Origin of the sequence: Chitinophaga rupis, from assembly GCF_900109685.1 — a bacterium.
Taxonomy (GTDB): Bacteria; Bacteroidota; Bacteroidia; order Chitinophagales; family Chitinophagaceae; genus Chitinophaga; species Chitinophaga rupis.
In genome coordinates, this window is record NZ_FOBB01000001.1 from 1,343,537 (window position 1) to 1,359,343 (window position 15,807).

Below are 15,807 nucleotides of genomic sequence, written 5' to 3' on the forward strand. Positions count from 1 at the left end.
ATATTTATCGTAAATAACTGATAAACTAACCACCTTCTACAATCTTATTATAGCGTCATGTTGCCTAAGTACAAGCGAATTTTACTCAAACTGAGCGGCGAGTCCCTGATGGGCGATGGAAATTATGGTATTGATCCGAAAGTAATCACACATTATGCGTATGATATTAAATCCGTGACAGACCTGGGCGTACAGGTAGCCATTGTAATTGGCGGCGGTAATATCTATCGCGGTATGAACGAAGCAGAGACCGGGATCGAGCGGGCGCAGGGTGACTATATGGGTATGCTGGCCACCGTAATTAACGGGATGGCTATGCAAAGCGGGCTGGAAAAAGTCGGTTTGTACACCCGCCTGCAATCTGCCATTAAAATGGAACAGATCGCGGAGCCTTACATTCGCCGCCGCGCTATACGCCACCTGGAAAAAGGCCGTGTAGTGATCTTTGGCGCCGGCACCGGCAACCCTTACTTTACAACTGATACGGCCGCATCCCTGCGCGCCATAGAAATACAGGCCGATGTGATCTTAAAAGGTACCCGTGTGGATGGTATTTATACTGCCGACCCTGAGAAGGACAGCACTGCTACCCGCTTTGAATCCATCACCTTTGCGGAAGTGTACCAGAAATCACTGAACGTAATGGATATGACGGCCTTTACCCTTTGCCAGGAGAACAAGCTGCCTATTATTGTGTTTGACATGAACAAACCCGGCAACCTGCTGCAGGTGATCATGGGTAAACGTGTAGGTACACTGGTAACCGCCTGATAAAGTTAATGTGCAGATTATAGCTATGCAGATGTGCAAATGGATCTTCGTTTGTACATCTGCATTTTCATTTATACCATGCGCCCCGTTATTTACCGGCTAATATAAACCGGCATACAAGTATATTCCCGTTCATTGCACATTTGCAAATCATTTAGTGTAGTCTGCTTTTAATACTTCCTGCAGGCGTTCATAGGGGATAAATAAATTTACCTGCCCCATTGCATACGGTCCTATTTCATAGGGAGTGTAGCTAAACACAATGCCCTTATTGGTGAGCACAAAATTATTATTGGGCTCAATACTATCTACCAGCAGCATTTCCTTAACAGGCTGGCCTTCCGGTGTCTGGTAAGCTTTGTGAAAGGACAGCTCCAGCTCCCGCGTGAGCACCGGCTTATAGTCGCCTTTAAAAATATCATCCAGGGTAAGCACTTTTTTCCTGTCCAGGTCCAGCACCTGGTGTATGGCGCCGCCATTACCATGTGCGCCGCCGGTAAAATCATAGCCAAAGTACTCCAAAGACAGCAAGGGGTACTGGTTCCACACTACTTTTATATCGCCTTCAGAGGTCCAGTTCCAGGATGCGCTGCCTTCGCTTTGCAACGCAGCACTATCAATGGTGGCAGCGCTGCCTTTATAGCTGATCAGGAAAGAATCATTACTTCTTTTTACAAACTGCTGCGGATCATTAACCGGAGTTTTACCGGTAATGGCTGTTTTAATAAGATCGGCAATATCTGCATCTGTACGGGCAGCCGGCCATATAATACTGTTAGCAGCTTCGCCCATGGGCGATTTAGGGGCATTGGCCAGCAGCGGAGCGCTATCCTTTGCATAATATACATCAAAGTGTACTGCCTTACTAAAGTCAGGATGCAGCAGAAATTTGTACGCGGTGCCTTTGCCGCGCCAGGTGCCGGTGAAGTTACCGGAGCTATCCAGCTTGCCACGGAAGGTGATCTCTTCATCGCCCCGGCTATCTTCGTATAGGGTTAACTGTTGACTGCTGGAATCCGGGCTGCCCCATATACTAATGGGCTCACCTACCCTGTCATATACGTAATAGCCGCGGTAAATATCCGGCCCGGTCTTAAGCAGCTGCATGGTAACCTCCTGCTCGCCCACCACGCCTTTCAGCTGTAAATAAAAATAAGGGGCGGCTGCCGGGGCTGTATTGGCTGCCAGCGTACTGTCTGCTGCAGTATCGCCGGATTTACTGTGCTGCCCGCAGGCCGCAAGAACGGTGGCTGCCAGCAAAAAAAACAGGGGATGTTTGTTCATGGTATTTGATGTTGAACAGGTACAAGTTTACAAAATTATGCGAAACGCTGAATGCCTAATGCTTAACGCTGAATGCTATTCGCGCTGGATGTATTGCAAGATACATTCGTGTTTAGCATCAGGTGTTTTGTTTTCAGCACAGTATACTAACTGCCTGATAACAGAATGTAATCACAAGTTAGGCAAGCGTTCTGCATCAGGCATTTGCATTTAGCGCAATACGCTAACAGGAAGCCTAAAGCCTGATGCTATCTACGCTGAATATATTATAAGGTAGGCAAGCGTTCAGCATCAGGCATTTTGCGTTCAGCGTCATACGCTAACAGAAAGCTTAACAGCTGATGCTATTTACACTGAGTGTATTATACGCTACGCCTGCGCTCAATATAATTTGTAATAATTATTTTCAATGGCATTCCCGTTGGGGTGAGACTGACTACAATTGCCCCGCATTTTGTAATGGACATTGGTGATGCACATCATCATTCACTTTTCCCTGAATGACGTAAATCATGAATTTCCCAATTCGTAATTCCTCATTCTCCCCTTACCTTTGTATCAATTAAAAACGGGTTTATGTTAAATAAACAAGTAGCAGCACTGCGTAAGGACTATCGCCTGGCCTCCCTTGATGAAAGTGAGGTGGAAAAAGATCCGCTGAAACAATTTGAGCAGTGGTGGCAGGATGCCATTAACAGTGAGCTGGATGAACCTAATGCCATGACGCTGGCTACCAGCACCCCGGAGGGCCGCCCTTCCGCACGCATTGTATTATTAAAGAGCTTTGATACAGACGGGTTTACTTTCTTTACCAATTATGAAAGCCGTAAGGGGTTAGAAATGGCGGCTAACCCACAGGTAAGCCTGTTATTTTTCTGGCGGGAGCTGGAACGGCAGATACGTATAGACGGTATAGTTAGTAAAACACCGGCTGCCATCAGTAATGAATATTATGATTCGCGTCCACTGGGCAGCCGCATTGGCGCTATCGCATCTCCACAAAGCCGGGTAATACCGCACCGCTCTTTTTTAGAAGAGCAGGTAAACACACTGGCTGAAAAATATGTACTGGAAACACCTGTGCGGCCTGATAACTGGGGCGGCTATACGGTAAAACCGCTGTTAATGGAATTCTGGCAGGGACGCAGCAACCGCCTGCATGACCGTGTACAATATACGCTAACAGAAGGGGAAGGGTGGAAGATAGAGCGCCTGGCACCATGACTAATTACGAATTGTCAATTACGCACTGCAAAACAGGGCATAGCCTGGCCCGCCAGGCGGGAACGCCATTGAAAGTAATTATGATATGAATAATTACAAATTGGGGAGTGCGGGGTTAATGGCTGTTCGTTGAAAGATATGTAATTAAGGGAATTCCGGATTATCAATCACAAATTACGGGTAACACTATACGCTGAAGGCGTAAGCCTCACAGAAATACTAACGCCTGATGCTTTTTACACTGAATGTATTACAACATACATCAGCATTCAGCCTCAGGCGTTCCGCGTTAAGCACAATCCGTAATTTAAACTATGCTTTCTTTTCTGCTTTAGCAGCAGTTTTCCTGGTTTTGGCAGGTCTTGCCTTACCGAAGGATTTGTTGGAGATCTTACCTCTTTTGGTTTTGATATCACCTCTACCCATTGTAATAATTAATTTACAGTTTTAGAATTTGCAGGTTAGCCTGCCTAATCAGGCGCAAATTACGCAATTCGCGCCATTCCTGAAAGGATACCTATAAAGCAAAAAAAAGCAAGAAACAAAACTGTTCCTTGCTTGAATAAGTTGTGCTAACCGATTAGAGCTTGTCAGACAGCGCTTTACCAGCTTTGAATTTAGCAACTTTCTTAGCCTTGATCTTGATGATCTGGCCAGTCTGAGGGTTTCTACCATTACGGGCAGCACGCTTAGAAACAGAGAAAGTACCAAAACCAACCAGGGTTACTTTACCACCTTTTTTCAGTGTATCAGCAACAGCTTTGGTAAAAGAATCCAATGCTTCGTTAGCTTGAGTTTTAGTGATGGCGGCATCTTTTGCCAGTTTGTCGATTAATTCGGCTTTGTTCATAGTTAGTAAGATTTAACTAGTGAAAAATGTTTGATGTGAGCAAATATAAAGCGTTTTATCAGATTACCAAATTTTTTGCTGCAATTATAACCAAATTTTTATCGGCTGTAAGGGGCTACTGGTAACGGTTACAGCCGATCAGCCTTTTCATGGGTACCCCTCTCCTGCGGCCATGTGTTTAGCAAGACCCGCCACCATGGGGCATTTGATATGAACTTACTAATAAACGCCGGTTTCCCTCCCATATTGTATAAGGCCTTGAATCCCTTGAAAACAGTGGATTTCATGTGGATAAATTTGAGGGCTTATACTACCTGCATAACGGTTCTGAAAGCCACAAACTGGTTCCCAAACTGCTCATAGCTCTTCTGTCTTAGCTCCGGAGCATGCTCCTGCAGGTAGGTATGATAGTTCTCCAGGGTATCTGTGTAGTATTGAATAACATAGGTGGGGCCTTCCTTGTCATCCTGCTCCAGCAGCCGGCACATGCGGAAATCATGAAACAGGCCGGTATCCATTACTTCCGGTATATGCTCCTCCTTTATCCATTGCAGCCAACGGTCGTGGATGTTGTTGGTGATCTTGGTAGTTACATTATATATGATCATAAGCTGCCGGGGGTTAGCTCCAGGTATACCGGACAATGATCAGAGTGTTTTACCTCCTGCCAGATAGCGGCTTTCTTAAGCCGGGCCTGTAAGGGCGCGCTTACGTTAATGTAATCTATACGCCAACCCTTATTATTATTGCGGGAATTGGCGCGCTGGCTCCACCAGCTGTACTGGTGCGGGTCCGGGTTAAAATGCCGGAAGGTATCCACAAAACCGCTTTCAAAGAACTTATCCATCCAGGTCCTTTCATCAGGCAGGAAACCGCTGGACTTCTTGTTCCCAACGGGATCATGTATATCAATTGGTTTATGACAAATATTATAATCACCGCAAACTACCAGGTTGGGGCGGGTAGCGCGTAAGGTGTTCAGGTAACCATAGAATTCATCCAGCCACTGGTATTTATAGGTCTGGCGCTCATCGCCACTGGTGCCGGAAGGGAAGTACGTATTAATTAAGGTAACGTCTTTAAAATCCAGGCGTATAAAACGGCCCTCTGTATCGCTTTGCATAAAGCCGTTACCATACTGAACATGGTCTGGCTTTATTTTGGTGAGCACGGCTACGCCGCTATAACCTTTCTTTTGCGCAGGATACCAGTAGTGTTCATAACCCAGCTGCTCAAACTGGCGGAAGTCAACATTGTCTTTCTGGGCCTTAATCTCCTGCAGGCAAATAATATCTCCGGGGTCTGTTTGCAACCATTCCACAAAACCTTTGCTCATGGCGGAACGCAAACCGTTTACATTATAGGAAACAATTCTCATATTAGTTATTTACGATCTTAGATTTACGATTTTAGATTGGAAACAGTCGCTTCCATCAAATCTAAAATCGTAAATCTAACAGCTGAAATCCAATTACATATCGTATTCAAGTACCGGGCGTAGCCACTTCTCAGCTTCTTCCAGGCTCCAGCCTTTACGCTGGGCATAGTCCTCCACCTGGTCTTTTTCTATTTTACCAATGCCAAAATATTTGCTGGCAGGGTTGGCAAAATACCAGCCGCTTACGCTGGCTGCCGGGTACATGGCCAATGATTCTGTGAGGGTAATGCCGGTATGTGTGGTAGCATCCAGCAGATCGAACAGTTTATACTTTTCTGTATGCTCCGGGCAGGCGGGGTAACCGGGCGCCGGGCGTATACCGGAATATGCTTCTTTGATCAGGTCTTCATTGCTCAGGTGCTCTTCGCTGGCATAACCCCACCATTCCTTACGCACCCGCTCATGCATTAACTCTGCAAAAGCTTCTACCAGGCGGTCGGCCAGGGCCTTCAGCATAATGCTGCTGTAATCATCATGGTCAGCCTTGAATTTTTCCAGCCACGCTTCTATACCACCACCGGTGGTTACGGCAAAGCCGCCCATATAGTCCTGCAGGCCGGTGCTGTCAGGGGCTATAAAATCCGCTAAGGAAAAGTTAGGCTGGCCCGGCGCTTTCTTGATCTGCTGACGCAGAAATTCCAGGTGTACCGGCATGCCGGTATCACTTATGATCTGTATAGTATCATCGCCGGTAGCATTGGCCTTAAAGATGCCTATTACAGCATTGGCGGTAAGCCACTTTTCATTTACAATACGTTTCAGCATCACCTGCGCATCCTCATACAAACGGGTGGCTTCTTTACCTACTACCTCGTCTGTTAAGATCTGCGGGAATTTGCCATGCAGCTCCCAGGCAATGAAAAAGGGCTGCCAGTCTATATACGGAGCTATTGCCCCCAGGTCATAATCCTTAAACACCTGAATGCCGGGCTGTTTGGGCTGTACCGGGGTAAAGCTGTTCCAGTCAATGACCGCTTTATTTTTTCTTGCATCTGCTACAGACAGGTATTGTTTTACCGGGCGCTTATTGCGGAAGCCTTCATTCAGCTTTTCGTATTCGCTTTTAACTTCTGCGAGGAAGTTCTTTTTCAGGGCTTTGTTCAGCAGGCTGCCCGTAACGGTTACGCTGCGGGAGGCATCCAGTACATGCACTACGCCATGCTCATACTCCTGCGCTATTTTTACAGCGGTATGCGTGCGGGAGGTAGTAGCGCCGCCTATAAGCAGCGGTATATCAAACTGCTGGCGTTTCAGCTCCCGGGCTACATGCACCATTTCATCGAGGCTGGGGGTAATAAGGCCGCTTAAGCCAATAATATCCACCTGTTGTTCCCGGGCAGTTTGCAGGATCTTTTCGGTGGGCACCATTACGCCCAGGTCTATTATATCATAGCCATTACAGCCTAATACCACACCTACTATGTTCTTACCTATATCATGCACATCACCTTTAACGGTAGCTAACAGTATTTTACCGGCTGATTTTATTTGTCCGCCGTTCTGTGCTACCAGGCGCTTTTTTTCTTCTTCTATAAAAGGGGTGAGCACCGCAACGGATTTCTTCATTACGCGTGCGCTCTTTACTACCTGTGGCAGGAACATTTTGCCGCTGCCAAACAGGTCGCCTACTATGTTCATGCCATCCATCAGCGGGCCTTCAATTACATCCAGCGGGCGCTCATATTGCTGGCGTGCCTCTTCCGTATCTGCTTCTATATAATCGGTGATACCATTTACCAGCGCATGGCTTAAGCGTTCCTGCACCGTACCCTGCCGCCAGCTCTCGTCTTTCTCTATTACTTTGCCTTTGGCTTTTACGGTTTCGGCAAAATTGATCAGTCTTTCCGTTGCATCATCCCGGCGGTTCAATATTGCATCTTCGCACAGATCGCGCAGCTTCGGCTCTATCTCATCGTAGATCTGGATCATGCCGGCATTCACAATGCCCATATCCATACCGGCTTTAATGGCATGGTACAGGAATACGGAGTGCATGGCTTCACGCACCACATCATTACCACGGAAAGAGAAGGAGATATTACTTACCCCGCCGCTTACGCGGGTAAGGGGCATGAGGCGTTTTATTTCACGGGTAGCTTCAATAAAATCCACCGCGTAGTTATTATGCTCTTCAATGCCGGTGGCTATGGCAAAAATGTTGGGATCGAAGATAATATCCTGTGGGTCATAGCCTACCTGCTCTGTAAGGATCTTATAGGCGCGGTGGCTGAAGCTTATTTTTTTCTCCTTGGTATCTGCCTGGCCATGCTCATCAAACGCCATTACTACCACGGCTGCACCAAAGCTTTTACAAATAAAGGCCTGCTCAATAAACTTGGCTTCACCTTCTTTTAAGCTGATGGAGTTTACAATACATTTACCCTGTATACATTTAAGACCCGCTTCAATAATGCTGAACTTACTGGAGTCTATCATGATGGGGATCTTGGAAATATCCGGTTCTGCCACTACCAGGTTCAGGAAGGTGGTCATGGCCTTTTCCCCGTCCAGCAGGGCATCGTCCATATTCACATCCAGGATCTGGGCGCCGCTTTCCACCTGCTGCCGGGCTACGGACAGGGCTTCTTCGTACTGGCCTTCCCGTATGAGGCGGGCAAACTTTTTAGAACCGGTTACGTTGGTACGCTCCCCTATGTTCAGGAAATTGGTCTCCGGCCTTACTACCAGCGGTTCCAGCCCGCTCAGGCGCAGGTATGGTTTAATGACCAGTGTTCCGTTTGATGTATCAGAATTAGTTATTGTTGCACTCATGTTGTTATTGCTGTTTATGCCAGGGTGGGTTCCAGCCTGGGTAAGGGACGGGGCTTAATGGTTTTTACATGTTCTGCAATATGGCGGATGTGGTCCGGCGTGGTACCGCAGCAGCCGCCTACAATATTTACAAAGCCTTCTTTTGCAAAATCTTCAATAATGCAGGCGGTATCTTCCGGCTGCTCATCGTATTCACCAAAAGCATTGGGTAGCCCTGCGTTGGGATAGCAGCTTACATAACAGGCTGCTATGTGCGAGAGCTCCTCCACATGCGGCCGCATTTGCTGTCCGCCCAGTGCGCAGTTCAGCCCTACAGAGAAGGGGTGCGCATGCATTACAGATATGTAAAACGCTTCCAGGGTTTGCCCGCTCAGCGTTCTGCCGGAAGCATCGGTAATGGTTCCGGAGATCATAATAGGCAGCTCCGGCTTACCGGTTTCCCGGAAGTATTGCTTAATGGCGTAAATGGCTGCCTTGCAGTTAAGCGTATCAAAAATGGTTTCTATTAATAAGATGTCGGCCCCGCCTTCTACCAGTCCTTTGATCTGTTCTGTATAGGCAGTGGCCACCTCATCAAACGTTACAGAGCGGAAGCCCGGGTTATTTACATCCGGGGAAAGGGAGAGGGTTTTATTGAGCGGACCAATAGCGCCGGCTACAAACCGCGGTTTATCCGGGTTTTTGGCGGTATACTCTGCAGCGGCCTTTTTGGCAATGCGGGCTGCAGCTACATTCAGCTCATAAGCCAGGTGCTGCATGTCGTAATCCGCCATGGCAATGGAAGTGCTGCTGAAGGTATTGGTTTCAATAATATCCGCGCCGGCGTCCAGGTAAGCTTTGTGGATGGCTTCAATAATAGCCGGCTGGGTGAGGTTTAGCAGATCGTTATTCCCTTTCACATCGCTGTGATGGTCTTTAAAACGTTCCCCCCTGTAGTCGGATTCTTCTAGTTTGTAGCGTTGGATCATAGTGCCCATTGCACCATCGATAATCAGGATGCGCTCTGTGGCGCATTGTTGCAAAGATTTCATGTGCTTGATGTTTATTAGTTACGGTTAAGAAGATTGTGAAACCGGGGGGTCGAACAATAAACAAATCCACCCGCCGGGAATCCTGCAAAGATACTAAACTCCTGAGAGAAAAGCATGATTTGCTATATGGGTTATAACAGATGTTAAAGGCCTGTTAAATGGCCGGTCCTGTGCTCTGCAGTATCAGGGATACATATAAGAAGTACCGTATGCATTTACAGGCTCTTTTCGCCTGGAATAAAAATAATTTTGTTTAGTATTATTAGTCTACTATATTTGTAGGGTAATTGGAAGCCATGCTTCTTCATGCACTTAGATCATGCAAAACGAATACAACAAATATCTGACAGCTACCAAGGTACCCACCAATACCCTTTTCATTACAACGCGTATGCCTGTATGCAGTATGCGCTCCTGTTGTAACTGAATTATAATACCACCACAGTCTTGTTCTTATTGTTGACTTGTAACAACCCAACCATGCGTATTGCAGAGCATATCCATAATTTACAACAGCACCTGGCAGGATTAGGGCTGCAGCCGGTACCTGTGGCCGACGGACCCGGTGATAACGACCATTCAGAGGTATTTAAAATATGCTTTCTGAACAAGTATGAAATGCAAAAGTGGAGGCAATTACAGGAAACACAAACGGATCCGGCAGTGGAACCAACCCCATAAAACGCATTGTCAGCGCGCCCTGCGGGCTGATACCTTTTTCATAACGTGGAATTACAGGTTAAACACACACGGGTGCTATTAAGCACCTGTATTTTTTTATGCTAAAAGCCTAAAGCCAAACGCGTAACGCTGATTATGTTAACAGCGTTATACATTGAGCGTTCAGCCTACTTCTGCATATAGCTCTCCAGCGGTAGCCTGTTCGTAATAGACCTTGCCAGCGTCATTTCATCCGCATACTCCAGCTCACCGCCAAAGGCAATGCCACGGGCAATGGTGGTAATTTTTACCGGCAGCTCCTTGAGCTTTTTGGAAAGATAATAGATGGTGGTATCGCCTTCAATCGTAGGGCTTAAGGCCATAATAACTTCTGTAATGCCTTGCTGCTGCACCCTTTCCACCAGGGAGTGGATGTTCAGCTGATCGGGGCCAATACCGTCAATAGGGGAGATGATGCCGCCCAGCACATGGTACAGCCCATTGTACTGCTGCGTGTTTTCAATAGCCATTACATCGCGTATGTTCTCTACTACGCATACCAGCTCTTTTTTACGGCTATGGCTGGCGCAAATGCTGCAAATATCTTCGTCGGAAACATTATGGCACTGTTGGCAAAACCTGATCTGCTGGCGCATACGGGCAATTACCTCACTAAACTGCTGTACCTGCGAAGGCTCCTGCTTCAGCAAATGCAACACCAGCCGCAAGGCTGTTTTTTTGCCGATGCCCGGCATCCTGGCAAATTCATTGACCGCATTTTCAATCAGGGCAGAGGAAAAGATCATGCAACAAAATTAATGAAAAGGAGAGTGCGGTGAAAAGTGAAATATCAGCGTAAAGGGTGGAGGCTCCTACAGCGTAAGATCTTCCTTCACTCCCCAGTTGGCTTTAATATTCTTCTTTTCCGGGAAGCTCACTACCCGTTCCGGCTGTTTTTTAGGATGCTTGTAATATACGCCGCGGTCCCACTTGCCATTGCCATTCTCATCCAGCAAAATACGGATCTCGTATTCCGAGGGGGTGATGAGGGTTTTGGTCCAGGTGCCGTTTACCACTACGCCGGAGTATTTAACATCCTTATCTTTTACCAGCTGCACCACGAAATGGATGCTGGTATCGCCTTTCAGGGCAGCAGCAGTACTGTCGCTCAGCTTCAGCTTCAGGAACAGTTTTCCGTAGTCCGATAGTTTTTTGGCGGAAAAGCTAATGGTATCGGCTTTAGTCATTTGCTGGTTCAGCGTGTCCGTAGCAGCCGTTTTATCCACGATCAGCCGGTAGTGCATACCCTCTTTCCAGGGATATTTAAGGGTTAGCTTACTGCGGGTAGAGTCCAGCTTCATATGAGCAATGTTCACCGGTTTCAGCAAAGTATCTTCCACCAGGTGAAACTGGGTGCTATCCAGGCGGGCCAGCGGAATGGTGAAGTTCAGCACCATAGGCGTATCCAGCTCCTGCTGGTTCTGGTCCAGCTGCGGCTGGATCTGCAGGCGGGGCTTTTTCTTTTTGTCCTTATCTTTTTCCTTTTCTTTTTCTTCCGGCGCCGGTTGTTCTTCGGTAGCCGGCTGCTCCCCGGGTACTTTTATGGTGCTGTCCTGTTCTATGAACAGCAGCATGGTAAGGTCTTTTATATTATCCTCCCGCAGGTGTATCAAGCTATCCTGGAAAGCAATCAGCTCTGTGGTAGGCTGGGTATATTGCAGGTCGCGGTCCTCTTCCTTAATGGCAAACAGCTTATAATCGCCGGGGGCCAGGTTCTTGAACCAGAAGGTGCCATTGCCTTTGGAGCGGGCATAATACACCGGTTTTTCCTTGGATACTACGGAATCCGTGTGGTTACGGTACAGCATTACAGACACGTTACTATCTATTTTACCGGTTTCCGCATTAATGGTGCGGCCCAGCACCTGCAGGGAATCCAGGTAATCGCCGGTAGATACCACATAGGCAAAATCAATGATCGGGTTACGCTCATTCACATCCTTAATGGCATCGGAAAAGTTAAAGGTATACGTTGTATTAGGCGCCAGGGTATCCTTGATCTCCATGGTTACGGTACGCAGCTTGGAGGTAACGGTAGGCACCCGTTTCAGGGTAGGGGAAACGATCATTTTATCAAACACGTTATCCATCTCCACATATTCATCAAAGGTAAAATGCACCTTGCGGCTTTTAAAATGCAGGGAAGAATCCGGCGGATCAACGGCCAGCAGCAGGGGAGGGAGGGTATCCCTTGGGCCGCCGCCCGGAGGCACTATATTGGCGCAGCGCGACAAAAAAAAGGAAGCGATGACAATTAATCCCAAAACCAGGCTCCGGAAACGTTGGATCATTTGCTTTGATTAATAAACTATTACCAATTTAGGAGGACGAAAGAATGAAATGTAAATTTCAGCTATTAAATGTAAAAGTTAAATGCAATGCAGCCAAGCTACCCGGCCGTATTTGCCCTTATACCTTTGAAATTTAACATTTATGGTTTTACATTCTTCCAGGCCCTGCCCTCAATTTTGAACTGCAAACTTAGCGCTTTCGTTCCTTACTTTTACTCCTCTTCGGTCAGGGCTTCCTCCTCCAGGTTGTGCAGGGCTACATGCAGTTTATTATCCTTCACAAAATTGCACCAGGGACATTCCTCTTTACCGCAGCCGGTATAAAACTCCTTATTCTGAATTTTGGCCCAGGTGCTTACGATCTGCTGAGTAACGGTGGTTACATCCTGCGGGGTGATCTGCACCTTTTGTTTATGATATACCTTTTGCTTATTGGGCTCAATAAAATCAAACTCCGTGCTTACCACCTGCCAGTTCTTTAGCTTATAGTTGTCCAGCAATATCTTATAGAACACGGCCTGCCGCCAGTAATCGCCCCCGTTGGGATGGCGCTCATTGGGCAGCTCAAACTTTTTATATTCCTTGATGGCTTTTTCATAATCGCCGGTTTTATAGTCCACCACATTCACCTGGCTGCCGTCAAATTCCAGCTTATCCACTTTCCCTTTTATGGGCACACCGCTTACCACTACATTACGCACATTACGTTCCACGCTTACTACACGGGGCCAGCTGTTTATGTAGGTATCATAATAGTTATTGAGAATATCCCGCCCGTATTCCATACGCCGGTCAAAGGCTTCTTTGGTGAAGGATTCCCGGTTACGGCGCATGCTCCAGGCAAAATCACGCAGAAATTCTTCCTTGGTGGGGAAAACGTTTTGCGGGTTTTCCTGCATTTTCTGGAACAGCTTTTCCAGCGCGTAGTGCACAGCCGATCCAAATTCCGTATTCTCCGAACGGCCGGTGGGCACCCGTACCAGGTTCTTATAAAAGAAGCCCAGCGGACAGTCCAGGTAATTGTTCAGCGCTGTTACGTTCATCACAAAACCAGCCAGCAGGGTATCTATAAACTGCTGGTCTACCCGCGCTATTTCCGGCGCCTGGCCTTTGGCGTAATTCAGCAGCTCAAAGGCAAACAGGTCTTCCTCCGCCAGCTCCATTTTGGCGCCGGGCAACGGATGCTGTTCCAGTATTTCTGTAATAAACATGCTGGGTTCCAGCGGCTTGCCATCCTGCCGGAACTCGGGGTAGCTGATATACAGGTGCTTTTCTGCCCGGGTAATGGCTACATAGAACAGGCGGCGCAGCTCCTGCTCGTCGGTAGAGGTGCTTTGCGTTACAAACACCGTATCAGGGAAAGAGAAGCCACTGCTGTTCTTCCGTTTCTTTTCCCACAGGTGGGAGTTGGTGCCGGCCAGGAACACATGCTCAAACTCCAGCCCTTTGGATCCGTGCGCGGTAATAAGATTTATGCCCTTATCATTACCGGCTACCTGCACCAGTGGTATGGGAATGCCATTGCTTTCCATGAGGTTCACCATTTCCATAAGGGAGGTTACATTCAGGTCCGGGTTGCGGTGGGTTTCTTCTTTAATGAAATCAAACAGCGCCTGTAAGATCTTCATCAGCCAGATCTTTTCCGGCGACTGCATAATATAGCTCATTACCCCGCCGTCATTAATAATGTTGGCAAACAGCTGCTGCAAAGTAATATTATGCGCTTCACCGATCCATTTTTCCACCAGGCTGCTTACGTTCATCATGGCCTGTTCCGGCGCTTCTGTAAATAAGGTCAGGTTGCGCGTTTTCTGCCATTCCTGTAAATACTGGCGGATGGATGTTTTTTCCTGGAAACCTTTTTCCGCTACCCGTATGCTTATTTTGGCTACTTCTATGGGTGGTATGTTGTAAAAGTCAAAGTGCAGTATAGAGAACAGCAGGTCGTCACCGCTGTAGGGCGTATCCAGCTCACAGGCTATGTAACGCAGCAGGGTTAATACTTTGCGGGCAAAGGGTACTTCAAATAAATTAATATTACGTTTGGAGTAGATGGGCAATCCGCTCAGGCGGAAGTACTGCGCCAGCTCCTCGCCATACCGGTTCTCCCGGTATATGACCGCTATTTTTCCCGGCGCCACGCCTTCTTCCAGCAGGCGGGTAACGGTATTGGTAATACCGGCCATTTCATCGCGGGCAGTATTATAACGTTGTATAATGGGCGGTATGGAAAGTGGCGTGAGCTTAGCATTGCTGGCAGTAAGCTCTTTGCTGAGGCCCGGCAGCTGGTTCACCAGGCGTGAGCCGCCGTTATTATCTATCAGGGCCATGGCCACATCCAGTATATTCTGTACGGAGCGGTAGTTTTGTGTAAGCACTACGGTAAGCAATGTGTCAGCAAAGCTGCCGGCAAACTGCTCCATATTCTCTATGTTGGCTCCCTGGAAGCGGTATATGCTCTGGTCATCATCGCCCACCACAAAAATATTCGGCAGCTCTTCGTCTTTGATCAGCAGCTGTATAAGCCGGTTCTGCGTACCGCTGGTATCCTGGTATTCATCCACCAGTATGTACTGGAAGCGTTCCTTATAATCGGCCAGCAGGTTGGGATGGTTCTCAAATGCGCGGATCACCCAGTTGATCATATCATCAAAATCGTAGCGGTTGGCGGCCTGCATCATAGCCTGGAACACATCAAACTGCTCTACTGCGGCCTGTAAGCGGGCCATTTTTTCCTCTTCCACCGCTATTTTATCCGTACGTACATCGCCCTTCTTAAATGTTTTGGTGGCGCGTTTGCAAATGTATTCATCGCGCTGCGGCAGGCTGTCTAAATATTCTTTAATACAGCCGCGAATATAGTCTACCGTCCAGCCTTCCCGTTTCATGGTTGAGAAAAGGGAGGCCAGGTTCTTCATATCAAAATACACATCGCCCCGGTAGCGTTTCAGCGGGTTATCTTTCGTAAAGCCATCGATCAGCTTTTTAAGCAGCTGAATTTTTTCCAGCTCGGAAATAGCATCCAGCACATTTTTTTCAAACAGGGCCAGGTTATCCTGTATCACCTCATTACAAAAGGAGTGAAAGGTATGTATGCTTACGCGGTACGCATCCGGGCCTATAAAGTCCGTAAGGCGTTTACGCATGGCCACGGTGCCGGCATCTGTATAGGTGAGGCACAGAATGTTCTGCGGCAGGAAATCCGTATCCTGTAATATTTTACCGATACGGCTGGCCAGTATTTGCGTTTTACCGGTACCCGGGCCGGCAATTACCATTACCGGGCCTTCCGTATTATCTACGGCCTGACGCTGACGCTCATTCAAACCTGTATATACTTCCTGGAAACGCTGCTGGTGATGTTGTGATAATTCGCGGGACATGTAGCAAAATTACGGGAATCGCTTTACTTCTGGGGAAAGTGAA

At 47.5% G+C, this 15,807-nt stretch carries 13 protein-coding genes; 3 read left to right on the top strand and 10 right to left on the bottom strand.

Going from position 1 to position 15,807, the window contains the following annotated elements; translation table 11 throughout:
* Window positions 1–57: 57 nt before the first annotated feature.
* Entirely contained in the window at window positions 58–771 is a 714-nt protein-coding gene (gene pyrH, locus BMZ54_RS05390) for a UMP kinase (protein ID WP_089907198.1), read from the top strand.
* A 150-nt stretch (window positions 772–921) separates the two neighbouring features.
* Here pyrH and BMZ54_RS05395 read toward each other — a convergent pair whose 3' ends face one another.
* Entirely contained in the window at window positions 922–2,055 is a 1,134-nt protein-coding gene (locus tag BMZ54_RS05395; protein ID WP_089907201.1) for a DUF3298 and DUF4163 domain-containing protein, read from the bottom strand.
* Window positions 2,056–2,631: 576 nt separating this feature from the next.
* Here BMZ54_RS05395 and pdxH point away from each other — a divergent pair.
* Window positions 2,632–3,279 carry a pyridoxamine 5'-phosphate oxidase gene (gene pdxH / locus BMZ54_RS05400; protein ID WP_089907203.1) on the top strand — a complete coding sequence of 216 codons (648 nt, stop codon included), beginning with the start codon at window positions 2,632–2,634 and terminating at the stop codon, window positions 3,277–3,279.
* A 312-nt stretch (window positions 3,280–3,591) separates the two neighbouring features.
* Here pdxH and BMZ54_RS05405 read toward each other — a convergent pair whose 3' ends face one another.
* The 6 genes from BMZ54_RS05405 to BMZ54_RS33110 form a co-directional block, all read right to left on the bottom strand.
* A complete protein-coding gene (locus tag BMZ54_RS05405) occupies window positions 3,592–3,705 on the bottom strand; it encodes a 30S ribosomal protein THX (RefSeq protein WP_089907205.1) in 114 nt (37 codons plus the stop codon).
* Window positions 3,706–3,859: 154 nt separating this feature from the next.
* The gene (locus BMZ54_RS05410) at window positions 3,860–4,129 is read right to left on the bottom strand and encodes an HU family DNA-binding protein (RefSeq protein WP_029465307.1); all 270 of its coding nucleotides are present in this window, start codon (window positions 4,127–4,129) and stop codon (window positions 3,860–3,862) included.
* Window positions 4,130–4,434: 305 nt separating this feature from the next.
* Entirely contained in the window at window positions 4,435–4,737 is a 303-nt protein-coding gene (locus tag BMZ54_RS05415; protein WP_089907207.1) for a DUF4286 family protein, read from the bottom strand.
* Window positions 4,734–5,507: an exodeoxyribonuclease III gene (locus BMZ54_RS05420; protein ID WP_089907210.1), complete on the bottom strand. Its 774-nt coding sequence runs from the start codon at window positions 5,505–5,507 to the stop codon at window positions 4,734–4,736. The genes BMZ54_RS05415 and BMZ54_RS05420 overlap by 4 nt, the downstream gene beginning before the upstream one ends.
* Window positions 5,508–5,600: 93 nt before the next feature.
* Complete coding sequence (gene metH / locus BMZ54_RS05425; RefSeq protein WP_202909139.1) at window positions 5,601–8,339, bottom strand: methionine synthase; 2,739 nt, start codon at window positions 8,337–8,339, stop codon at window positions 5,601–5,603.
* A 14-nt stretch (window positions 8,340–8,353) separates the two neighbouring features.
* Window positions 8,354–9,370 carry a homocysteine S-methyltransferase family protein gene (locus BMZ54_RS33110; RefSeq protein WP_202909140.1) on the bottom strand — a complete coding sequence of 339 codons (1,017 nt, stop codon included), beginning with the start codon at window positions 9,368–9,370 and terminating at the stop codon, window positions 8,354–8,356.
* A 480-nt stretch (window positions 9,371–9,850) separates the two neighbouring features.
* On the opposite strand from BMZ54_RS33110, the gene BMZ54_RS05430 reads away from it, so the two are divergent.
* Window positions 9,851–10,051, top strand: coding sequence for a hypothetical protein (locus tag BMZ54_RS05430; protein WP_089907212.1), 201 nt, complete (start codon window positions 9,851–9,853; stop codon window positions 10,049–10,051).
* Between the two features lie 167 nt (window positions 10,052–10,218).
* On the opposite strand, the gene recR is transcribed toward BMZ54_RS05430, so the two are convergent.
* The 3 genes from recR to BMZ54_RS05445 form a co-directional block, all read right to left on the bottom strand.
* Window positions 10,219–10,836 (bottom strand): recombination mediator RecR, encoded by a 618-nt coding sequence (recR, locus tag BMZ54_RS05435; protein ID WP_089907214.1) that lies wholly within the window; start codon window positions 10,834–10,836, stop codon window positions 10,219–10,221.
* Window positions 10,837–10,902: 66 nt separating this feature from the next.
* Complete coding sequence (locus BMZ54_RS05440; RefSeq protein ID WP_089907216.1) at window positions 10,903–12,381, bottom strand: Ig-like domain-containing protein; 1,479 nt, start codon at window positions 12,379–12,381, stop codon at window positions 10,903–10,905.
* 212 nt (window positions 12,382–12,593) lie between these two features.
* Window positions 12,594–15,764, bottom strand: a complete 3,171-nt coding sequence (locus BMZ54_RS05445) for an ATP-dependent DNA helicase (protein WP_089907218.1) — start codon at window positions 15,762–15,764, stop codon at window positions 12,594–12,596.
* Window positions 15,765–15,807 lie beyond the last annotated feature (43 nt).